Source organism: Poseidonibacter parvus (assembly GCF_001956695.1).
GTDB classification, from domain to species: Bacteria; Campylobacterota; Campylobacteria; order Campylobacterales; family Arcobacteraceae; genus Poseidonibacter; species Poseidonibacter parvus.
This window is the reverse complement of sequence record NZ_CP019070.1, coordinates 891,976-914,753: the sequence shown is the minus strand read 5'-3', so window position 1 is coordinate 914,753 and position 22,778 is coordinate 891,976. Positions and strand designations below refer to the sequence as shown.

The window sequence follows — 22,778 nt, the reverse complement described above, 5'->3', positions numbered from 1 at the left end:
AGGATAAATAATGACAATTCAAGAAGAATTAGCCTCTTTAATAAAAAATGATGTACTAATTGAAATAGAAGATTATATAGATGAATTATTTGAAATAATTGCAGCAAAAAAAGAAGATGAAAGAACAAAAGAAGAATTAGCTTCAATGCAAGAAATGAGAGATGACTTTAATGAAATGTTAAAAGATTTAGAAGAAAATGAAATTGATGATGAAGAAGCAAAAGAAATCATGGAAGAAATAAATGAAATGAGAAAAGAGGACTAAAACTTTTTATGCAAGGTTATATTATAGATATTAAACCTGTAAAAGATGATGACTTAATAGTAACAATATTAACAGAAACATCTATTTTAACTACTTATAGATTTTATGGAGCTAGACACTCTAATATAAATATAGGCTATAAAATAGACTTTGAACTAGAAGAAACTCGCTCAACAATACCAAGATTAAAAGACGTAATTCAGCTTGGATTCCCTTGGATTTTAGATTATGAAAAAATGTATTGTTGGCAAAGATTTATAAAAAATTTTAAACCGCATTTAAAAGATTTAGAAGAAATTGATGCATTTTATTTTTATAATTTAGATAATTTAGTACATATAATGATTAAACAAAATGCACTTAGAGCAATTTGTGAATCATATCTTTCTATTTTAGAATATGAAGGACGACTTCACACTGATTATGAATGTTTAATATGTGAAAATAAAATTACAGAAAACATTTCACTAGTTAGAGGTTTTTTACCTGTACATGCAAAATGTACTTATTCAAGAATATTCGAAATAAAAAAAATAAAAGAATTATTTGAAGAAAAGAAGTTGATTAATTTAAATGATGAAGAAGTTGAGTATTTATGGAATATAATTTTACAAGGTTTATAATTTAAAGTAGAATTATTAGACTTTATTCGTCTAATAATCTATCTTGTAGTTTTTCTATTGATTGTTCTAATGCTTTAACATTCAAGCCATATCTAGAAGCTTTTTCAATCCCTTTTGCAACATTTTCATCACTTAGTGGATTAGAAATATCACAAACTGTTTTGATTACATCAAGGATTTGTGCTTTTTCTTTAACGGCATCATTACATTTTGGAATATCATCAACAAACTCAATTAAATCAATTAAATTTTCACTTAACTTCCAATGTCTAAATATTTTAGCTGTAATTTCAGATGTAGTAAGTCCAACGGTTTTTCTTTCTGCTTCTGATAAAGGTGCACCTGAAACAATTATTGCTTTGAACTCTTCAGTCTTTTTTTCAGATGTAATTATATCTGCTAATATAAACTTCCCTGCTTCTTGTAATAAAGTAGGAAGTAATAATTCATCTTTCAACTCAAAATCAACTTTTGATAACCATAAACTTGTAAGTGTTGAAGAAAGATTTGAAGCTTTCATAAAATCATCACTTGAAATTCCATAAGGTTCTAAATTTGTATTAAGTAAGTTTTGTACTGTTCCACCAATAGCAATAGAAATTGTAAAATTAATTCCAAGTAAATTAATTGCTCTACCTGGTGTCTCGACTTTTGATCTAAACCCAAACATTGCAGAGTTAGAAATTTTTAATAAAGTCGAGATTATTAAAGCATCTTTTTCTATTATTTCTAATAATTCAGGAGCTTCTTTTTCATACTTTTTTCTAAACTCTTCAATTTCTATAATTGTCTTTGGTAATGGAGGTAAAGACTCAATTTTTTCTACTATATTAACAGACAAAACAACTCCTAAGTTTTTATTATTTTTTAATTATATCTAATTAATTATCAATTGTTAATGAATTATTTAAATTTCTAACTTTAGATTAGTTATTAAACCTAAAGTGCATCACATCACCATCTTTAACAACATAATCCTTACCTTCAAGTCTTAACTTTCCAGCTTCTTTTGCTTTTGCTTCTCCACCTAATGATACAAAATCTTCAAAAGCTATAACTTCTGCTTTAATAAAACCTTTTTCAAAGTCATTATGAATTACGGCAGCAGCTTGAGGTGCTTTAGTTTCTTTTTTTATAGTCCATGCTCTAACTTCCATTTTACCAGCTGTAAAATATGATTGAAGACCTAATTTATCAAATGCTTTATGAATAATTTGCTCTAAACCAGATTCTTCTACACCTAAATCTGTTAAAAATTCTTGTGCTTCATCATCTTCTAGTCCAACAAGTTCTTCTTCAATTTTTGCACATAATACAATTACATCAGCATTAACACTATTTGCATGTTCTTTTACTAAATCAACATATTTATTTCCACCATCTGCTAACGAATCTTCATCAACATTTGTTCCATAAATTATGCTTTTATTTGATAATAATCTTAACTCTCTATCTAAATCAATAAAGTTTTCATCATCTCTATCTTCAAATGAAGATGCAGATTTTAAATCTTCTAAATGAGCTAATAAAGCTTGTGCAATTGGTAATTTAGCTGCTGCAATTTTATCAAATTTTGATTCTTTTTTTAGCTTATCACATTTTTTTTCAACTTGTGTGATATCTGCATAAATAAGTTCTGTTTCAATGATTTCAATATCTCTTAAAGGATCTATTCCACCTTCAACATGAACAACATTTTCATCTTCAAAACATCTAACCATATGTAAGATAACTTCAACCTCTCTAATATTAGATAAGAATTGATTTCCTAAGCCCTCACCTTTTGATGCACCTTTTACTAAACCTGCAATATCAACAAAATCAATTGTTGAGTGCTGAATTTTCTCTGGATCAACAATTTTAGCTAATGCATCTAATCTTTTATCAGGTACTGGAACAACTGCCTTATTTGGCTCAATAGTACAAAATGGATAATTCTGTGCTTCAGCATTCTGTGCTTTAGTTAACGCATTAAACGTTGTTGACTTTCCTATATTTGGTAATCCTACGATTCCTACACCTAATCCCATTTATTTCCTTTTATCATTATTTATTTTCTATAATTAATCTACAACATCCATTATATAGTACTTTTTTGAGAGCTCTTATTATACATAGTAGTAAAATCAAATATCAATATTTATCAAATCACAAGGATTTTATAAGGACTAAAAATGACAAATTTAAAAACACTATCAAAAGAATTCCTACAATATAGGAAGGTATTTTTTATAAACAGATTATAAACAAAAATCCCAAAGAAATAGATAAAGTGTACTTAATAAAATAATATTGATAAAAAGAAAAAATATAATTTCTCATCATCCTTATCTAATAAACTATCTCTTTTCTATTTTAAAAACTTCTTCTAGGTCTTTAACACGTTTAATTAGTTTATTATTAAGTTTTTTATATTTTTCATTTTCTATTATCAGTGCTTTTACTTTACTGTTATTTGAATCTTTAAAATTTTGAGAATCACTATTTTTTATCATTTCTTTTTGTGCTTTTTCAATAAACTTCTCAATTTCTTCTTTTTTCGATTTTAACATTAAGTCATATTTTTCATCTTTTGATGTCAACTCTTTTTCATATTTGTCAATTTGTGAATTTAAAGAAAGTATTTTATCTTCTAAATTAGATGTAGCATTAACCTTTACTATTAAATCCATTTTTTCAGAAGAAAGTTTTTCTAACTTTTTTTTATAATAAAACTCACGAGAGTGTAACTCATTCATATTTTGTATAACTTTTTTATGAAAATCTCTTTTTTCAAGATTTTCTTTTGTAGTTAAAAAAGATATAGTAATATAACTATCTTCTTCACTAACTAGTTTAAAAATTGTATTATTTAAATAAAATTCTTCTTTTGTTTTACTTATAAATTTCGTATTACCTTTCCAAAGTTTTCCCTCTTTTAAAGTCTTAAAAGTATCAACAATAGTACTTTTAGGTATATGAGGATGAATAATATCTGTGAAAGATAAACTTTTTATGTCTTTTTCTTTATATCCTGTGATTTCAAACATCAAATTATTCATATATGATATTTTACCATCAGAATCCATTTTATAGATATAAGCTACGCTGTTTACTGAATCTAAATAATTCGTTATTTCATTTTTTCTTAACTCTTCTTTATATTTAAAATATTTTCTTTCACAAAGCATATCAATTTTTTCAATTAATGATTGTAAATTAATAGGTTTAGGAAGAAAAGAACTAACATTTAAATTAATTGCATTAATAAGCATTTCTTGATCAAATGTAGCAGAGACAATTAAAAATGGTAGATACATATCTGAACGTCTTATAAGTTCAAGTAATTCTAATCCATTGATTTTAGGCATATTAATGTCTGATATTATAATATCAATATTTTTGTTATTCTTGTAAATTTCAAAAGCATCTACACCATTTGAAGCAGTATGTACTTCTTTAAAGTATCGACTTATTGATTTATCGATTATTTCTAAATCTGATTCATTATCATCTACGATTAATATACTAATACTCTTTAAAAAATTCGATTCCATTATCTTAAATACCTATTATTGTAGTTTTTGTCATTTTAACTTATTTCACTTAAAAATATGATAAGATTATTATAGATCAGAAAAGGTAGATAAATAATGCAAAACTTAAATATAATAATAATTGAAAATGATGAGACAATAATAAAACAATTCATCGATATAATAGCTCCTAAAGTACAGTCTCTATATCCATTTTCAGATGGAATCGAAGCATTAAATAATATAAATAACATAAAACCAGATATTATTATTTCTGAACTAAATATGCCTAATTTAAGTGGTGTTTATTTATATAATGAGTTATTAAAAAACAACTTAAATATTCCTATTATTTTTATATCTACCTTTGAAAAAACTGATTATTTTATTGAAGCAATTAAACTTGATGTGTATAAGTTTATAGCAAAACCAATAGATTTTAATATTATAATTAGAGAATTAGAGAAATTTCAAACTAAACTTTTAGAAAAAGAAGAAAGTTTGAAAATAGAAAGCGCAATATTTAGTCAATTAAAAATGGCTGCAATGGGAGAAATGCTACCAAATATTGCACATCAATGGAGACAGCCTTTAAATACAATATCTATATGCTCTTCTGGAATCAAATTAGAAAAAGAATTTGGTAATCTAATTGATAAAAATGATAGTTTAGATAATATGATTTCTAATATGAATGATGCTTTCAATTATATGAATACAACACTTAATGATTTTCAATCTTATTTAAAACCTAATAAATATGAATCTACTTTCTATATTAAAAACACTTTAGAAAAAATTGATAAATTAATTATCTCACAATTAAAGACTTTTGATATAACTATTATAAAAGATATAGAAGATACTCAAGTTTACAATTATGAAAATGAGCTAATACAAGTTTTAATAAATATAAAAAAAAATGCAATAGATGAATTATCAAAAGTTGATCATGCAAAAGTAATAAAAATCACTACTAAAAAAATAGATAATAAACTACTAATATCAATACAAGATAATGCAGGTGGAATTCAAAAAAAACATATGAATAATATTTTTCAACTATACTTTACTACAAAAAAAGAGGAAGGGAACGGTATTGGATTACATATGTCAAAACAGATTGTAGAAAAACACTTAAAAGGAACAATAACTGCAGTAAACGAAGAGTTAATATATGAAGATATTAAATACATGGGTGCTAAATTTAATATTGAAATAGAAATTTTATAAAATCTACTTACATAATCTATCTAGAATAGTATTACTTAATAATCAAAATCATTTTTTTAAAAATATTATAAGAATAACTTATTTAATAAAATAAGTTATTCTTATTAAAATTAAGCAAAATTTTATTTTTATTATATTAGAATACTTTTATCAAAGGAAAAATATTATCCTTTGAGAGAAAGGATTTAATATGGCTTGTGATACAAGTGTAAAAGCTAGAAAAGAAAATAATTTAAATAATAATCATATAGAAAATAATACAGAAATAAAAAAGGATAAAAAAATGAGTTCAAGTATGGTTCAAAAATTAATGCCACAGTTTAAAATGGATGCATATGATGCAAAAACAGGTCACTACACAACAGTTTCAGATAAAGATTATATGGGTAAATGGGCAGTAGTTTGTTTCTACCCAGCAGACTTTACATTTGTTTGTCCAACAGAGATTGCAGCTATGAATGCACACTATGATGAATTTCAAGAATTAGGTGTAGAAATTTTAGCAGTATCAACAGATACTAAATTTTCACATAAAAGATTTGTAGAAACTGAACCAATTTTAGAAGGATTAAAACTTACTATTGGTGCTGATTCAACTACTGAAGTTAGTGAAAAATTTGGAGTATTAATTGAAGAAGAAGGAATGGCTTTAAGAGGTAGATTCTTATTCAATCCAGAAGGAATTTGTGTAGCACAGGAAGTTCAAGCACCAATGGTTGGAAGAAACGTAAATGAATTCTTAAGACAAGTTAGAGCTTGGCAACATGCAACTGCTACAGGTGAAGTTTGTCCAGCAGGTTGGAGACCAGGTAAAAAAACACTTCCAGTAAATACTGACGTAGAGCAAATGACTGGTAGAGTTGGTGATTATATTACTATTGAAGAAATTCTTTCTTAATAGTTTAAACTAATAAAGGGTTAGTCATAGTACTAACCCTTCTTTTTATATAAATTTGATACTTGCGGTCAGCCCTTTATGTTACTAGCATTTTGACCGCAACTATGAGATTTAAGTTCCTAGAAACTCAAACCACCTTGAAATAAAACCCTAGAGTTTCTATTTTCTTCACTTGTAACATCTTTACTATTTGCATTCCATGCTACTTGTAGTTTTCCAAAGAAATTATCATAAGATGCATAATACCCTACTCCTACATCTTGTAATGACTTAGCTTCAAATGTTACTTGACTATTATCAGACATAAAAACTCTTCCTCTATCATAAAATACTCCTACAGTATTTGATAGTTTATTTAGGTTTGGCAATCTATATTTTGCTTCAAGATTTAATAAATATCCATTTTCAGCACTTAATTCACCTGATGGATATAGTTTAACTCCACTAGCTCCTCCTACAGAAAAATCTTCACTTCCATCTAGGTTTTTATTTCCTAGAGCATATTGCATTTTTAAAGACGAATCAAATGTAAATTTATTTGTCAAAGCAATTGTATTTGATAGTTTTAGATTTACTTTTGAATAAGTACCATTTGTATTGGCTCCTGCTTCATCTAGTATTTTATCTGCAATATCATCAAAGTTTAACTTTCCATATGTAAGATTTAAATTTATTTGAGATTGTGTATTTTTTCCATAGGCTAGATAGTTTTTATCATATGCTAATCCTAGGTTTAAAGATTTTGTGTCTTTTTTTGTGATAGAAGATGTACTTCTTACTTCATCTTTTAAATCTTTATTAGCAATATTTAAAGATAGGTTTAGATTCTCTAATCTTGTTCTTTTTATTGGATAAGTTATAGTTGCATCTAAAGTTTTTGAGGTACCTACAGCATCTAATGATTCATAATCTTTTGTAAGTGAATAGTTCGTTTGAGAATAAGACATTTCACCTCTTAAACCATTTGAAGCCAAAGGTAAACTATATGCTATTCTTCCATTTTTTAAATCTGCTCCATTTGAAACAAGTCCTGAAATAGAAAGTTTATCTCCTAGTTTAAATGGTGAGTTTACATTAACTCCAGCCATTACTCTATTTTTTCCTGTATATTTACTTCCTGTATTATCAGCTACAATATATCCATCAATTAGATTACTTTCTTGTGTTGTAATTGCAAAGTCTGATGTTCCTACTTGTTTTCCTGGCATTACATCAGCAGCAGTTACAACTACACCTGGCGTATCATTTATAATAAGCATAGCTCGTTCAAGTGTATTTGTTGAGATTACATTATCTCTTTGTTTTGCATTATCAATCATTCCTTGAACTACAGAATCTTTTACTCTTGAATTATTTTCAAGTTTAAACTCTCCATAGTTTCCTTCAATAATTGCAATTGTAATTACACCATTATTCTTATTGATATTTTGAACAGGTAAATAAGCCCTTGCTACAAAGTAGCCTTGATTTCTATACTCTTTTGTAATTACACTTGTTACTTCTTGTAATTGGTTAAAAGTTAAATCTTTATTTGTATAAGAAGAGATGAGTTTTTGCAACTTATCTTCATTTACATGAATAGCACCATCTATTTTAAAGCTTTTTACAAAGATTGTTCTTCCACTTTTATCATCTTTCATTGGTGGAGCATATTTTTTAACTCCACCTAGTTCTACTAGTGGAGTCTCTTTTTGTTTGATTAAATCTTTTGGTGGTACTACTTGTTTTTGTATTTCACTTATATTTGGTACAGTTGCTCCTAAAAGAATAGAAGAACTTAGTACTGATATTGTTATTATTTTATTCATTTGTTTCATTTTTATTTCCTTATTCTTTTAGTTTTCTTGACTATCTGTATTTGCTACAAAAAATTGTTGATCAACACCTTCTGGAAGGTTAACTCCACCATTTACTAATTCTATTACAGAATTTTTTGAAATTGGAACTCTTACATCTTGTTGTGTTTGTGAACCTTCATTTGTTTGACTATTCTCTTGATTTGTTTTTATTTCACTTAATGTTACTATTTGTGTAGCTACTTCTTCTGCTTCTGGTTGTGAAACAATATTTGGATTGTTGTTTACAACTACTTTTACTGGTGCAGTTGGTACTTTTACATTTGTTTTTATTATAGTAGCTATAATATTATCTATATTACTATTTGTAGCAGGAGTGATTGTATATATTCCATTTTCAAATGAAATTACATAGTTTGAATTTGCCAAATTACCTTGTGAAATTTCATAATCACCAGCATCTTCACCTTCTACTCTTTGTAAAATTCCAGCTAAAGTATCTTGTCCAACTAATCCATTTGCAGTATATGTTAATACTTCATCTTCATCTCCATATACTTTTGTTAAATCATCTGCACGAACTTCAATTGCTTTTGGAGTAATTGTATATTTCCCATCTGTGAATGTAACTGTATAGTTTGAGTTTGTTAAAGCTGTATCTTGTGAAATTGTATATTCACCAGCATCTTCACCTTCTGCTCTTTTTAAGCTTCCAACTAATGTATCACCTGTTTCTAATCCATTTGCTGTGTAAGTTAAAGCTGCATCTTCTTGTCCATACACTTTTGTTAAATCATCTGCACTTACTGTTATTGCTTTTGGAGTGATTGTATATTTTCCATTTTCAAATGTAACTGTATAGTTTGAGTTTGTTAAAGCTACATTTTCAGAGATTGTATAATCACCAGCATTTTCACCAGCTGCTCTTTTTAAAGATCCAACTAATGTATCTTCACCTACTAATCCATTTGCAGTATATGTTAATACTTCATCTTCATCTCCATATACTTTTGTTAAATCATCTGCACGAACTTCAATTGCTTTTGGAGTAATTGTATATTTCCCATCTGTGAATGTAACTGTATAGTTTGAGTTTGTTAAAGCTGTATCTTGTGAAATTGTATATTCACCAGCATCTTCACCTTCTGCTCTTTTTAAGCTTCCAACTAATGTATCACCTGTTTCTAATCCATTTGCTGTGTAAGTTAAAGCTGCATCTTCTTGTCCATATACTTTACTTAAATTATCTGCACTTACTGTTATTGCTTTTGGAGTAATTGTATATTTTCCATTTGTAAATGTAACTGTATAGTTTGAGTTTGCTAATGTTCCTTGTGAAATTGCATAATCTGCTACATCTTCACCTACTTCTCTTTTTAAGCTTCCAGCTAAAGTATCTTCCCCTAATAATCCTGTTGCTTTATATGTTAAAGTTGCATCTTCTTGACCATATACTTTTGTTAAATCATCTGCGCTTACTGTTATTGCTTTTGGAGTAATTGTATATTTTCCATCTGTGAATGTAACTGTATAGTTTGAGTTTGTTAAAGCTGTATTTTCAGAGATTGTATAATCCCCCGCATTTTCACCAGCTGCTCTTTTTAAACTTCCAACTAATGTATCTTCACCTAATAATCCTGTTGCTGTATATGTTAGAGTTTCATCTTCTTGTCCATATACTTTTGTTAAATTATCTGCACTTACTGTTATTGCTTTTGGAGTAATTGTATATTTTCCATCTGTGAATGTAACTTTATAGTTTGAGTTTGTTAATGTTCCTTGTGAAATTGCATAATCTGCTACATCTTCACCTACTTCTCTTTTTAAGCTTCCAGCTAATGTATCAGTTCCTACTAATCCACTTGCAGTATATGTTAAAGCTTCATCTGTAGATCCATATACTTTATTTAAATCATCCGCGCTTACTGTTATTGCTTTTGGAGTAATTGTTAAACTTCCTAAAGTATTTGTTCCTGTTTCATCAAATTCATAATCATCATTTAATAACTTTATAGAAATATCACTATATGTACCTGTATTTGTTAAACCGTTTACAATAGAAGCATCATAAATAAATTTATAATCATCTCCATATACTAAAGAACTACCATCTTCTCCAAAAACAGAGTTTGTCCAAAAATTATCAAGGGATTGAGAAGTTCCATTATAAATTGTATTAGCAGTACTTAGTATATAGTTTATTGCAGTTGGGTACTTTCCTATTTTCCAAATTGCACCACCATTAGTATCAAACGTTAAATATGGATAGATTTTTTTTTGTGCTTCATTTATTTCTATGTCCCATGATACATTACTGAAGGTATCTATTGTCTGCATCTCTTTTGTTGTTTTTCCATATGATGATTCATCTGGCATATTTTCATTTATTGTTTTATCGTAGAAACTATTAGAAACATCACTCTCATCATCATCCCCTATAAGTCCACCAACATTATAATTGCCATCAACACTTCCTGTTGCATATGAGTTCGTTATTGTAGAATCTTTAGAATATCCAACAAGTCCACCAGCATATTTATCACTGCCATCGACACTTCCTGTTGCATATGAATTTGTGATTGTCCCAGATTCTAAATGTCCAACAAGTCCACCAACAAGATAATTGCCATCAACACTTCCTGTTGCATATGAATTTGTGATTGTCCCAGATTGTAAATCTCCAACAAGTCCACCAGTGTCAGAACTTCCTATTACATTACCTTCTGCATATGAGTCAGTGATCGTACCCATAACAATTTCAGCATCATAATTAGTTTCATTGTCTCCAACAAGTCCACCAATATCATCATCACCAAAAACGTTTCCTGTTGCATATGAACTTGTAATATTAGAATTATCATTTTTTCCAACAAGTCCACCAACATTATCATCGCCATCGACACTTCCTGTTGCATATGAGTTCATTATTGTAGAATTTTGAGAATAGCCAACAAGTCCACCAATATAATCATCGCCATCGACACTTCCTGTTGCATGTGAATCCGTTATTGTAGAATCTTCGGAATAGCCAATAAGTCCCCCACCATCAGTATATTTTGCTGTTACATTTCCTATCGCATGTGAGTTCGTTATTGTAGAATCTCCAGAATATCCAACAAGTCCACCAACATATTTATCTCCATCGACACTTCCTGTTGCATATGAGTTTGTAATAGTAGAATTTACAAGTCCACCAACAAGTCCACCAACAACATAATTACCATAGACATTTCCTATCGCATGTGAGTTCGTTATTGTAGAATCTTCAGAATATCCAACAAGTCCACCAGCATATTCATCACCATAGACATTTCCTATTGCATGTGAGTTCGTTATTGTACTGTTAATCATTATACCAACAAGTCCACCAACAAGATATCCTCCTTCAATATCAATATTTGTTAAACTGATATTTTGAATAGTTGAAGAATTTATTGAACTAAAAAGTCCTTGAAAATCTTCTTCTTTTCTACTTATAAAAAGATTATCTATTACATGACCAAGACCATTGAAATTCCCATTAAATCCTCCACCTTCAGAATCTTCTCCTATTGCATCCCAACCTTCTCCATCATTCCAAGTAGAAGTGGAAGTTGCATCAATATCAGCTCCTAACACAAAACTTCCATCTAGATTGCCATTTATACCTTGTAAATCAGTTCCAGTAGTTGAGCCTTCACTTCCTAGTTCTGTTATTACTTTCCATGATGTAACTACACCATCACTTCCTTGTTTTGTTTCGAAGTTATCTCCAGCTTTCAGATTTACTACTGCATTTACATTATATGTTGAATCATTACCTGCATTTACATTTGCTTGACCATAATGTAGTGCTAGTTTTCCATTATCATTTGTAGCTGTGATATCTTTATTTATATTGATATTATTATGAGCTTTTAAAGTAAGTGTATTAGCTGTGTTCCATTCAATTTCATCATTTACATTGATATCTCCATCTTCGCTACCAGCTGCTTGTGTTTCTATTGTCACATTTGTTCCCGCATTTAAGGATGTTTCATAAGCACTTGAATCATCTATTGAAATATCAGTAGGATCAATCAACCAATTTTCAGCTTGTACTTTTGTTGTATTATTTATTGTTACTTCTTTCCCCGAAGTCTCAACAAAACCATCTTTAACTTCAATAGTTCCATCAACTTTAGCTTCGCCACCATGAGCGAATACTTCAACCTTCCCCATTAAACCATCTAAAGAGTTAGCTTCAATAATACCAGTATTATTAACTACACCTTTTAAAAGTTCATTAACTGCATTTGTAGTTAAGTAAACTTCTCCACCATCAGCTATAATACTTCCAGAGTTTTCAACCATAGAATCTAGTACACCTTTATTTACTGTTAGGTTTACTAAAGAATTTCCATTTAGGTTTAAAGAGTAAGAATCTGCACCTACTAGGTGTACTTTTCCTTTTACAGCTTTTATAGTTCCAGAATTTTTTACTTCATTTGAAGCTAATACTACTGAACCTCCATTTGAAACATTTATTGTTCCTAGGTTTATTACCGAGTTGTCACTTGTGTTTTTGAAGTCATAATTTCCAGCTTGAAAATCACTATCAGATAATTCTGCAGTAGTTCCTAAAATACCTGCTGTATTAATACTTGCGCTAGAATTAAATAAAACTCCATTTGAGTTTAGAATCCAAACTTGACCATTTGCATTAAGTGCTCCACTAATAACAGATTTTTCATTTCCTATTACTCTATTTAAAGTAATAGAAGATGAATTAGGTTGATTAAAGTTTACAGTCTCAGTTGCTTTAATAGAAAAGTCATCCCAATTTATACTAGCTTTGGAAGAATCTTGATTGATATTTGTAACAGTCCCATTTTGTGAAATACTTGCAGTTCCACTTGTTACTGTTCCACCACTTGGTGCTGCACTTGCAATTACAACTGATCCTAAAATTGCTGATACTACCAATGATATCTTTCCACCTTTTAGAATTCTAAATTGTGACTTGTAATTAAACTTATTTTTCAACATTCTATTTCCTAACATTAAAATTATTTAATTAATATATCAAACCCATATCAATCTAAAATCAACAAGAGTAATTATTTTTAAGGAATTTTCAATTTTATTAATTTATTGCTAATTTCACCTACTGTAATTTTATATAAAAACAAGAAAAATAATTATTTTTTAAATAGATAAGCATTAAATAAATAAATTTAAATATAACTATATTTCTCAAGATAATCTATTATTTGATCACTACAATTTTGAATATCAAACTTATCTGTTCTTATCTCTATTTGAGGTTCATTTGGAGATTCATAAGGTGAATCTATTCCTGTAAAGTTTTTAATATCACCATTTCTTGCTTTTTCATACAAACCTTTTGAATCTCTATTTTCACAAACTTCCAATGGTGTATTTACAAAAATTTCAATAAACTCATCACAGTTTACTAATGATTTTGCTATTTGTCTATCTAATTTAAAAGGAGAAATAAAAGCAGTAAGAACAATAAGACCTGCATCTACAAATAGTTTTGATACTTCTCCTATTCTTCTTATATTTTCAATTCTGTCAGTTTTATTAAATCCTAAATCTTTATTTAGTCCATGTCTTATATTATCTCCATCTAAAAGATAAGTTTTTATTCCTCTTTTAAATAATTTGTTCTCAACTGCATTTGCAATGGTTGATTTTCCTGAACCACTTAATCCTGTAAACCATAAGATACAAGGCCTTTGATTTAGAGATACTTCTCTTCTTTTTTTAGTTATAATTTGATTATGCCATTTGATATTTTGATTTGTATCTCTTGTTTTTATCATTTTATTCTCTTTTGTTAAAATTTATTTTATATTAAAAATACCTTTAGGTTCATCAAACATTACATACCACAGTTGTAATCCTCTTGGACTTTTTCCATAATAGGTATATCCCCTTTTTGTCATGTAGTTTGTATTCTTACCTAAATTATCTAATTTTTTATTCTCTAACTCTACAACCAGACCATAAGCTTTATTTTCAAATCTTTTTTTTAATTCACTATAATTTAGCTGCATTAGCTTTTTTCTAATAGAATTACTCCCTCGAAATTCTTGTTGTATAAACATCCTAAAAAAGAAAAATATACTATCTGATCTAATAAAGTATTGAGGATAAACCGTACTCACTCCTACTATTTTATTATTATTTAAAATAAGTGTTGAGACTTCTTCTATCCTTTTATAAGCTTGTTCTTTTGATAATACTCCAGAAGAAATCCACAATGATAAAATATCTTGTTTTTCCTCTTTTGTTAAACTTTGATAAACAAATTTAAGATTAAGATCTATCATTTTGTTCTCTCTTTAGGATTTCTAATGAATTCTTTGCTTTTACATTTCCTGGGTCATATTCAAGTATCTTTTTAAAATTTTCTTCTGCTTTTTTAAAATCACCTTTTTTATAATATATAAAACCTAGTGAATCATAACTTTCTAAAATAGAAGCATCACTCGAAATTACTTCAAAAAGAATCTTTTCTGCTTCGTTATATCTTTTTAAATCTCCTAAACAAATCGCTAAATTAAATTTAGAAGGAAGGTGGTCTTTTTGAATTTCTAATGCTTTTTTAAAATGAATAATAGCTTCTTCTTTCCTATTTCCATTAATAGAATCGTTTCCTTTTTCAAAATATGTTGATGCCTGTTCAATAATTGATACTGGCATTTTAACTTCTTCTATGTCTTCATTGTCAATCATGTAGTTTATCTTTGATTCTTTACTCTCTTGATTTAAAATCTCTAATTTTTGATAAGGGAGCACAGTTATTGCAAATACTTCATCTACTCCACTTTTAAACTCTACAAAGGAAACAATATCACCTGTTTTAATATTTACAATCCAAACTCCACTAACTCTTTTAGGAAGTTTAGTGATTTCAAGTCCACTAAATGTAGCACTTTCTCGTACCTTGGATACTCCAATAAAAGCAAAGTCCCCAACTATATCAAGACCTCTTGTAAATCCTGGAACTCTTGCAATATCTACCACTTCTTTGGTATCAAAATCATATCTTGAAATTGTTCCTTTTCCTGATTCTAATAAATATAATTTTTCCTGATGCCACCTAGGAGAATGTGGCATTGAAAGATTTGAAGCTAATATTTCATTTGTTGTAACATCCATAAGAACTCCACCATTTGCTTTTGTTTCTCTCCATCCTAAAGGTTCATTATTTGTTCCTAATGCTGTTGCATATCTTGGTTCTCCATCTTTTGAACAAAACCCATTTAAATGGCATTTATCAAGGGGTTGAAGCAATGATATAAAAGGCGGTTTCCAAATAGGTTTAAAACTACTATTAGGTTCTTTTATACATAAACATGAAAATTTGGTATTTATAAAATATAATTCATCTCTTAAATATTCCATTTCATGAATATCTATATCTCCTGTAAAGTGAATATTTTGGGGAATATAACATGCATCAAAATTTCCACCTTCAAGATTTTGTGTTACTCCTAAAAAATTAGAAAATTGGTAGATACTATGACCTAGTCCCGCATATAATCTTCCATCTTTTTTACACATACCCATTGGTCTTGGATAATCTTTATATCTTAGATCAATCTTCCCATTATCTTGACCTAAAATAATGATTTTATTTGTTTGATAAGTAGTGATAAGTATACTTATTTTTGTTTGTTTGAAAAACTCAATAATATTTTTTGAATAAGCAAGATTAATTTTTTCTTCTTTATTCTTTTCAGGATTAAAATTATAATTTTGCATTAGATTCCTTAAAATCATTAAATTTAAAAGCTAAAGCTTTTGTAAAATATAATTTTAGAATTTATATCAGATTACTTGGGACTTCCTATTCATCTTTTAAAAACTAAACATATTTTATTAATATATCAAACTAACATCAACACAAAATCAATAAAACAATATTTACAACAGTAAAAGTTTTAGTTTATGTAAAAAATATACAATCTAAAATATAAAGTCATTTCACATATTCATTGATTTTCCATTCATTTTGATATGATATAATTTTTGATAAAATAATTAAAAAGTAGTAACTATTGATAACTAACCTAAAAGAATTAAATGTATTATATATAGATGATGATAAAATAGCTTGTAAACATATGCAAGCAACCTTATCTTATTTTTTTAAAGAAGTATTTATTGAATATAATGGATTAAATGCTTTAAAAACATATCAAAAAGAATCTGTACATCTTTTATTAGTTGATTATGATATGCCTATTATGAATGGTTTGTCTTTTTTACAAGAAATAAGAAGAATAAACAATTCTATTCCAGCAGTAATAATTAGTTCTTATAATGATAAAGAAAAATTATTAAAAGCTATAAAGTTAAACCTTGTAGCTTATTTAGTAAAACCTTTAGAGTTTAGTGAGTTAAAAGATGTTCTTGAAGAGTGTGCTTTCTGGATGAATAAACATGGATTATTAAAAGTTAATATTTCAGAAAATTGTTTGTATGACTATTCTACAAAAACAATAAGAACAATAGATGATGATATTATTGCACTAACTTCTTATGAATATAGGATATTTGAGTATCTTTTAACAAATAAAAATAGAGTAGTAACTTTTGAAGAAATATTTTATGCTTTAGATAGTAATGATACAAATAAAAAATCTTTGACAAGCCTAGTTTATAAGATAAATAAAAAACTATCAAGTCCTATAATTAAAAATATTAAAGATGTAGGATATACAATAGTTGGTATAAAATAATGATTTTTAAGTATTTTCTTTTTTTCTTTTTTACAATATTTTCTTTTGCAAATAGTTTGATTATAAATAAAAATCAAGATTTACATTTAATGAAAGATTTTTTAATCTATGAAGATAAAAATAATCTTACAAAAATAGAATCCATATTAGAAGATAAAAGTATTTTCAAAGAAGTAAAAAAAAATAATATAGGAATTAAAAAACACCCTATTTGGACATATAACAAGATAAAAAACACAACAAACAAAATAGAAAATCTCATTTTTTCAAACCCAAGATCGGGGATTGATTTTATAAATGTTTATATTACTCATAACAATAAAGTATTAGATGAAATAACTCTTGGAGATATGGTAAGTCAAAATGAAACAAGGTTTATTTATAGAAAATCTGATTTTGCTTTAGAGTTATTACCAAATAAAGAGTACGAGATATTTATAAGATATAAATCTTATGGTCCTATTGATTTAAACTGGGAAATCTATAATAAAAACAGCTATGTTTCCTACATCTCAAAGGAATCACTAATCTTTGGTTTTATTGCAGGTTTTGTGGTTTTGATTTCAAGTTATATAATATTTATAGATAGACTTCTTCCCTCAATGTCTCATAAATTATATTTTGTAGTAATGATTGGCTCTTTATCTATGCAGTTTTCAATCACTGGAATTTTGTATCAAATAGGAGTACCGATATATCTTAATACTATTTTATCTTGGAGCTTTGGTAATTTTGCAGCTGCATGTATTGGTTTTTTCCCTATTTATTTTTTTGATTTAAAAAAACTTATGCCTAAAACTACTTTATTATTATATATTTTAAGTTTTATTCTTTTATTTTTTGCAATCTTATTTCTTTTTTATCCATTGAACTATGATTTACTTTATTTATCAACAATTGCAAACTCTATATTTCTTCTTGTAAGTTTTATATTAGGTTATGTTTCTATTAACTTATATTTAAAAAAAATAGATGGAGCTATTTTCTATTTATTTGCAAATACATCTTTTACTATTGCTGCAATATATTTTTCACTTGGAATTTTAGGTCTTGTAAAAGCTGATAGTTTATTTTATTTTTCTTTAGGTATTGGTTCTATTTTTAATATATTATTTATAGGTATGTTGATTGTTCGAAGATTACTTCGTATTAAAAAAGAAAAAGATGATGCATTAGTATTAATAAATGAATACTCAAAACTGTCAAATATAGGACAATCGATGGTTAATATTTCTCACCAATGGAAAGAACCGATTAATCACATATATTATGCAGTTAATAATATAATTGCAGCAAAAGAGTTTAAAGACCCAAATTTAGAAAATATAATTGATAGTTCTATAGATCAAATTAAAGATACAGCTAAATATATGACAAATACTGCAAAAGATTTCTTATCTATATATCAAGACAAAACGATTATAAAAAATATTGAAATTACAAAGTCTATAGAGTTAATTATTGATATTTTGAAAAAAGATATATCACAAATGAATGTGAAAATTGAAATTAATTCAAATTATAATAATTTTATATTAGCAGACAAATATCTTGTTTCTAATGTATTAATGATAGTTTTAGAAAATAGTATAAAAACTTTTAGAAATAGAAATATAAAAAAACCTAGAATTGGTATTAATATAACAAACTCAGAAAAAATAGTTACAATAAAAATAGCTGATAATGCTGGAGGAGTAAAAGAATATCCAATAGATTCTATTTTTAAAAAAGATTTAACAAATTCCAATTCAACTGGCCTTGGATTATTTTTAGCAAAAAATATTTTAACTATGAAATTATATGGTGATATAAGTGTTCAGAACTTGAAAGAAGGTGCTTGCTTTACAATAGTTTTAAAAGATGTATAAATATTTACTAATATCAACCTCATCAATTTGTTCTTCTTTTTACTAAAATTAACTTATCTATATAAATATATCTCAAATGATACTTTTATAATACTTTTTTCAAATACAATAATTAAATAATAAATTAAAGGGAGAGGAAAGATATGATTAGTCCAAAGTATTATAAGAATATTGAAGACTTTATAGTTGAAAATAACAAAGATTCAAGATATTTAATTCTTATTACTGAAAATACAAATCTTGATATAGATAAATTAGAAGATTTTAAAATATCAGGAGCAATTTTTCCTGAAATCATTTTAAATAATTCTCATTATAAAGAAGGTTTATTAGCTTCAGTTATTGATGATAATTTTAATGTAGACCTAATAAAAGATATGAAAACCTTTGAATCAAATGAGAAAACCTTTCAAGACAAAGAAAGTTTAATCGTTTTATTTGATGCATTAAGTTCTGATATATCATTATTTTTAGATAACTTATTTGAAAGTGTTTCTGAGCAAACAAAGATTATTGGTGGAGGTTCGGGGAAAATGACGCTTAAACAAGACCCTGTGATTTTCCATGATGGAACTTTACATCAAAATGCTGCAATTGTTCTATCTACTAATGCTAAGTTACATATAGGAATAGAAAATGCTTGGGAAAAACTTCAAGGTCCTTTTGTAGTTACTAGTAGTGAAAAGAATGTATTAAAAACTTTAAATTTTTCTAGTTCATTTGAAGTATATAAAGATTTTGTAGAAAAAGATTCTGGCAAAAAAATTACTAAAGACAACTTTTTTACTATATCAAAATCTTATCCATTAGGAATAATAAAATTTGATAAAGAAGTAATTGTAAGAGATCCTATTGCAATAGATAAGGATAATAACATAGTTATAGTAGGAGATATTCCACAAAATTCTACAATCAATATTTTAAAAGGGAATAAACAAAACTTAATTGATTCAGGGAATAAAGCTATTTTAAAATTAAATAAAGATTTAGATAGCCATAAGAATATATTAATATTTGATTGTATTTCAAGGTCATTTTTTATAGATGAAGAACTAAAAGAAATTACAAAAGAATTAAAACAAGGATCGATATTATTTGGTGTACTTTCAGTAGGTGAAATTGCAAACACAAGTGATGAGTATTTAAGCTTTTATAATAGAACTTGTGTGTTGGGTATGTTATGTTAGTTGAACAGCTATCAGTAGCATTTAAATGTCATAGTGCTATTGGAAACAGTAATGACTTAAAAGAAATGATACATGAAGTATTAAGAACTTTTATAAATGAAACTTATGCAGTTTATGGTGAGTTTTACTTATGTGATGAAAATAATCCTTGTAAAAAATTTGATTCTTTTGGAAGATTTATTGAATTTGATTATAAAAAACATTTAATGTATACAGACTCAATAAATTTAATAGAAGACAAAGATAAAAAAATACTATCAATAAAATTAGATAATGGAATAATTTTTTTAATTTCTAAAAACTTAAGTGCAGATTGTTTATTTTTCAGATCAATGTTTGAAAGCTTATTACCTAAATTGAATCTTAGTGTTAATGCATGTTTAAATGTTGAAAAACTTCTTATGTCTAATAAATTACTTGAGAAACAAAAAGAAGAGTTAATAAAAGCTAATAATATAAAAGATGATTTCTTAGCAAATATGAGTCACGAATTAAAAACTCCATTAAATTCTATAATCATCTTATCTTCAATAATGAAAAAAAATAAAGAGAATACTCTTCTTCCTAAAGAAATAAAAAATATATCGATAATAAACAATAGTGCACATGATCTTTTAGATTTAATAAGTGATGTCTTAGATATGTCAAAAATAGAAGCAGGAAGAATAAATATTTTAAAAGATACATTTGATATAAAAGAATTTATTTTAGATGAATATGAAATATTAAAACCCTTAGTAAAAAAAGATCTTGTTAACTTTACATATGAATTTGAAGATGTAAATTTCAATGTATACTCAGATAAGCTTCGTTTAAAGCAAATATTAAAAAACCTATTAAGTAATGCTATTAAATTTACAAAGAAAGGGGAAATAAAAATTTCTCTTCGAGATAACAAAAATTATTTTAATATTACTGTAAAAGATACTGGAATTGGAATACATAAGAATAATCTAAAAAATGTTTTTGACAGATTCAAACAAATAGAAACTTCATGTAATAGAGAATTTAAAGGTACAGGTCTTGGGCTTGCTATATCTAAGGAATTAGCTACTTTGCTTAATTGTTCTTTAAGTGTAGAAAGTGAACTTGATAAAGGTAGTATTTTTACTCTTAAGGTTCCTAAGAAAGAATCTTTTTATATGATACTAGATGAAATAGAAAATAAAGAACAAGAAGAGCAAGAAGAAAAACTAGAAGAAAATATAATTAACAATAAAAAAGAAGAGATGAATATATTGTTATTACATTCAAATTCTTTAAAACTCTTTTCATTTACAATTGCATTAAAAAAACATTTTTTAGTTACCCCTTTTGATTCAACAATCAAATTAGATAAATATTTAAATGATCAAGAAGAAAATAATGCACTTATAATATTCGATGAAAATATAGAAAACCTTGAAAATTTAGAGTCATCGATATTAAAAAATAAGTATGATTCGATAAAATTAGAAGAAAATACAAAAATTGAATCAATAATAAATAATATAATTAAACAAAGGTACAACAATGAAAACTAATATTAAAGATTTTAATATTTTATTAGTTGATGATATTGAAGATAATTTATACTCATTAGAACTATTAATAAAAGAAAACTTTGAATTAAATATTTTCAAATCACTAAGTGCTGAAGATGCAATGAATGTCATAATAGAAAATAAAATAGATTTAATTTTATGTGATGTCCAAATGCCTGATATTGATGGTTTTGAATTCGCACAATACTTGAAAGAAATTGAAAATACAAAAGATATACCAATTGTATTTATAACAGGAATCTATAATAAAGATGAATATAAGAGCAAAGGTTATGACTTAGGAGCTGTTGACTATATTACAAAACCTATTAATGATGAATTATTCTATTCAAAATTAAATGTATATATTGATATTTACAATCAAAAAAAACAAAAAGATGAAAAACTAGAAAAAACAGAAAGTCTACTTGTACATAACAGTAAAATGGCAAGTATGGGAGAAATAATAGGATTAATATCTCATCAATTAAAACAACCTTTAAATACCTTATCTTTATATTGTGCAGATGTAAAACTCTCTCATGAATATGGTGAAATAAATGATGAATATATTAAAGAACATTCAGAAAATACTAAAAATCAAATAACATATATGAATGAAACGATTGATAGCTTCTTAGATTTCTTTAATCCTAATAAAATAAAAAGCAATTATTATATTTCAGAAGCAATAAATAAAGCTTTAGAATTATTAAAAAGTAAAATACATATTAATGATATTAAATTGAATATAGATATTGATGAAACAATAGAAATATTAGGCACAGAAATGGAATTTACACAAGTTGTAGTTAATATTGTTAATAATTCAATTGATGCTTTCATAGAAAAATATCCTAATAATGAAGATGTCAATAAAATAATAAATATTTCAGTTAAAAAAGAATCTGATATAATTCTAATTACATTAGAAGATAATGCTGGTGGGATATCTAATAATAATATTGAAGAAATATTAGACCCATATTACACAACAAAAGAAAATGGAACAGGCGTTGGTTTATATATGGTTAACTTAATAGTAAAAAACTATATGCATGGTGACCTAAAAATATCCAATTCTAATATAGGATTGAAATTTGAGATATTCCTATCTTAAAATATTTAAGGTAAT

General features: G+C 26.6%; 17 protein-coding genes. 9 read left to right on the top strand and 8 right to left on the bottom strand.

Annotation, left to right across the window (positions count from 1 at the left end):
- Positions 1 to 10: 10 nt before the first annotated feature.
- Both LPB137_RS04440 and recO read left to right on the top strand, forming a co-directional pair.
- Positions 11 to 265: a hypothetical protein gene (locus LPB137_RS04440; RefSeq protein ID WP_076084909.1), complete on the top strand. Its 255-nt coding sequence runs from the start codon at positions 11 to 13 to the stop codon at positions 263 to 265.
- An 8-nt stretch (positions 266 to 273) separates the two neighbouring features.
- Positions 274 to 888: a recombination protein RecO gene (recO, locus tag LPB137_RS04435; RefSeq protein WP_076084907.1), complete on the top strand. Its 615-nt coding sequence runs from the start codon at positions 274 to 276 to the stop codon at positions 886 to 888.
- A 22-nt stretch (positions 889 to 910) separates the two neighbouring features.
- On the opposite strand, the gene LPB137_RS04430 is transcribed toward recO, so the two are convergent.
- The 3 genes from LPB137_RS04430 to LPB137_RS04420 all read right to left on the bottom strand — a co-directional run bounded on the left by LPB137_RS04430 (position 911) and on the right by LPB137_RS04420 (position 4,424).
- A complete protein-coding gene (locus tag LPB137_RS04430; protein ID WP_076084905.1) occupies positions 911 to 1,729 on the bottom strand; it encodes an HDOD domain-containing protein in 819 nt (272 codons plus the stop codon).
- 85 nt (positions 1,730 to 1,814) lie between these two features.
- Positions 1,815 to 2,918, bottom strand: coding sequence for a redox-regulated ATPase YchF (gene ychF, locus LPB137_RS04425; protein ID WP_076084903.1), 1,104 nt, complete (start codon positions 2,916 to 2,918; stop codon positions 1,815 to 1,817).
- Between the two features lie 309 nt (positions 2,919 to 3,227).
- Positions 3,228 to 4,424, bottom strand: coding sequence for a response regulator (locus LPB137_RS04420; RefSeq protein ID WP_076084901.1), 1,197 nt, complete (start codon positions 4,422 to 4,424; stop codon positions 3,228 to 3,230).
- A 96-nt stretch (positions 4,425 to 4,520) separates the two neighbouring features.
- Between LPB137_RS04420 and LPB137_RS04415 the strand changes: the two genes are divergently transcribed.
- Entirely contained in the window at positions 4,521 to 5,636 is a 1,116-nt protein-coding gene (locus LPB137_RS04415; protein ID WP_076084899.1) for a hybrid sensor histidine kinase/response regulator, read from the top strand.
- 190 nt (positions 5,637 to 5,826) lie between these two features.
- Positions 5,827 to 6,534, top strand: a complete 708-nt coding sequence (locus LPB137_RS04410) for a peroxiredoxin (protein WP_076084896.1) — start codon at positions 5,827 to 5,829, stop codon at positions 6,532 to 6,534.
- Between the two features lie 119 nt (positions 6,535 to 6,653).
- Here the strand turns inward: LPB137_RS04410 and LPB137_RS04405 are convergent, their stop codons facing one another.
- From LPB137_RS04405 to LPB137_RS04385, 5 genes are all read right to left on the bottom strand, one after another.
- Positions 6,654 to 8,351 carry a ShlB/FhaC/HecB family hemolysin secretion/activation protein gene (locus LPB137_RS04405; protein WP_076084893.1) on the bottom strand — a complete coding sequence of 566 codons (1,698 nt, stop codon included), beginning with the start codon at positions 8,349 to 8,351 and terminating at the stop codon, positions 6,654 to 6,656.
- A gap of 18 nt (positions 8,352 to 8,369) precedes the next feature.
- The gene (locus LPB137_RS04400; protein WP_076084890.1) at positions 8,370 to 13,337 is read right to left on the bottom strand and encodes an MBG domain-containing protein; all 4,968 of its coding nucleotides are present in this window, start codon (positions 13,335 to 13,337) and stop codon (positions 8,370 to 8,372) included.
- Positions 13,338 to 13,525: 188 nt separating this feature from the next.
- Positions 13,526 to 14,137 carry an adenylyl-sulfate kinase gene (cysC, locus tag LPB137_RS04395; RefSeq protein ID WP_076084887.1) on the bottom strand — a complete coding sequence of 204 codons (612 nt, stop codon included), beginning with the start codon at positions 14,135 to 14,137 and terminating at the stop codon, positions 13,526 to 13,528.
- A 21-nt stretch (positions 14,138 to 14,158) separates the two neighbouring features.
- A complete protein-coding gene (locus tag LPB137_RS04390; protein ID WP_076084884.1) occupies positions 14,159 to 14,647 on the bottom strand; it encodes a hypothetical protein in 489 nt (162 codons plus the stop codon).
- Entirely contained in the window at positions 14,634 to 16,085 is a 1,452-nt protein-coding gene (locus LPB137_RS04385; RefSeq protein ID WP_076084880.1) for a TIGR03032 family protein, read from the bottom strand. Before LPB137_RS04385 ends, LPB137_RS04390 begins: the two co-directional genes overlap by 14 nt.
- A 296-nt stretch (positions 16,086 to 16,381) precedes the next feature.
- Between LPB137_RS04385 and LPB137_RS04380 the strand changes: the two genes are divergently transcribed.
- From LPB137_RS04380 to LPB137_RS04360, 5 genes are all read left to right on the top strand, one after another.
- Positions 16,382 to 17,065: a response regulator transcription factor gene (locus LPB137_RS04380; protein WP_076084877.1), complete on the top strand. Its 684-nt coding sequence runs from the start codon at positions 16,382 to 16,384 to the stop codon at positions 17,063 to 17,065.
- 89 nt (positions 17,066 to 17,154) lie between these two features.
- Positions 17,155 to 18,933, top strand: a complete 1,779-nt coding sequence (locus LPB137_RS04375; RefSeq protein WP_172802463.1) for a 7TM-DISM domain-containing protein — start codon at positions 17,155 to 17,157, stop codon at positions 18,931 to 18,933.
- A gap of 143 nt (positions 18,934 to 19,076) precedes the next feature.
- Entirely contained in the window at positions 19,077 to 20,120 is a 1,044-nt protein-coding gene (locus LPB137_RS04370) for an FIST signal transduction protein (RefSeq protein ID WP_083657111.1), read from the top strand.
- Positions 20,114 to 21,643 (top strand): sensor histidine kinase, encoded by a 1,530-nt coding sequence (locus LPB137_RS04365; RefSeq protein WP_076084871.1) that lies wholly within the window; start codon positions 20,114 to 20,116, stop codon positions 21,641 to 21,643. The genes LPB137_RS04370 and LPB137_RS04365 overlap by 7 nt, the downstream gene beginning before the upstream one ends.
- Complete coding sequence (locus tag LPB137_RS04360; protein WP_172802462.1) at positions 21,633 to 22,763, top strand: sensor histidine kinase; 1,131 nt, start codon at positions 21,633 to 21,635, stop codon at positions 22,761 to 22,763. The genes LPB137_RS04365 and LPB137_RS04360 overlap by 11 nt, the downstream gene beginning before the upstream one ends.
- Positions 22,764 to 22,778: the final 15 nt, after the last annotated feature.

Bases quoted from the DNA above. Each gene is read 5' to 3' on its own strand.
- LPB137_RS04440 (WP_076084909.1), top strand. From the start codon at position 11: ATGACAATTCAAGAAGAATTAGCCTCTTTAATAAAAAATGATGTACTA.
- recO (WP_076084907.1), top strand. From the start codon at position 274: ATGCAAGGTTATATTATAGATATTAAACCTGTAAAAGATGATGACTTA.
- ychF (WP_076084903.1), bottom strand. From the start codon at position 2,918: ATGGGATTAGGTGTAGGAATCGTAGGATTACCAAATATAGGAAAGTCA.
- LPB137_RS04420 (WP_076084901.1), bottom strand. From the start codon at position 4,424: ATGGAATCGAATTTTTTAAAGAGTATTAGTATATTAATCGTAGATGAT.
- LPB137_RS04415 (WP_076084899.1), top strand. From the start codon at position 4,521: ATGCAAAACTTAAATATAATAATAATTGAAAATGATGAGACAATAATA.
- LPB137_RS04410 (WP_076084896.1), top strand. From the start codon at position 5,827: ATGGCTTGTGATACAAGTGTAAAAGCTAGAAAAGAAAATAATTTAAAT.
- LPB137_RS04405 (WP_076084893.1), bottom strand. From the start codon at position 8,351: ATGAAACAAATGAATAAAATAATAACAATATCAGTACTAAGTTCTTCT.
- LPB137_RS04400 (WP_076084890.1), bottom strand. From the start codon at position 13,337: ATGTTGAAAAATAAGTTTAATTACAAGTCACAATTTAGAATTCTAAAA.
- cysC (WP_076084887.1), bottom strand. From the start codon at position 14,137: ATGATAAAAACAAGAGATACAAATCAAAATATCAAATGGCATAATCAA.
- LPB137_RS04390 (WP_076084884.1), bottom strand. From the start codon at position 14,647: ATGATAGATCTTAATCTTAAATTTGTTTATCAAAGTTTAACAAAAGAG.
- LPB137_RS04385 (WP_076084880.1), bottom strand. From the start codon at position 16,085: ATGCAAAATTATAATTTTAATCCTGAAAAGAATAAAGAAGAAAAAATT.
- LPB137_RS04375 (WP_172802463.1), top strand. From the start codon at position 17,155: ATGAAAGATTTTTTAATCTATGAAGATAAAAATAATCTTACAAAAATA.
- LPB137_RS04370 (WP_083657111.1), top strand. From the start codon at position 19,077: ATGATTAGTCCAAAGTATTATAAGAATATTGAAGACTTTATAGTTGAA.
- LPB137_RS04365 (WP_076084871.1), top strand. From the start codon at position 20,114: ATGTTAGTTGAACAGCTATCAGTAGCATTTAAATGTCATAGTGCTATT.
- LPB137_RS04360 (WP_172802462.1), top strand. From the start codon at position 21,633: ATGAAAACTAATATTAAAGATTTTAATATTTTATTAGTTGATGATATT.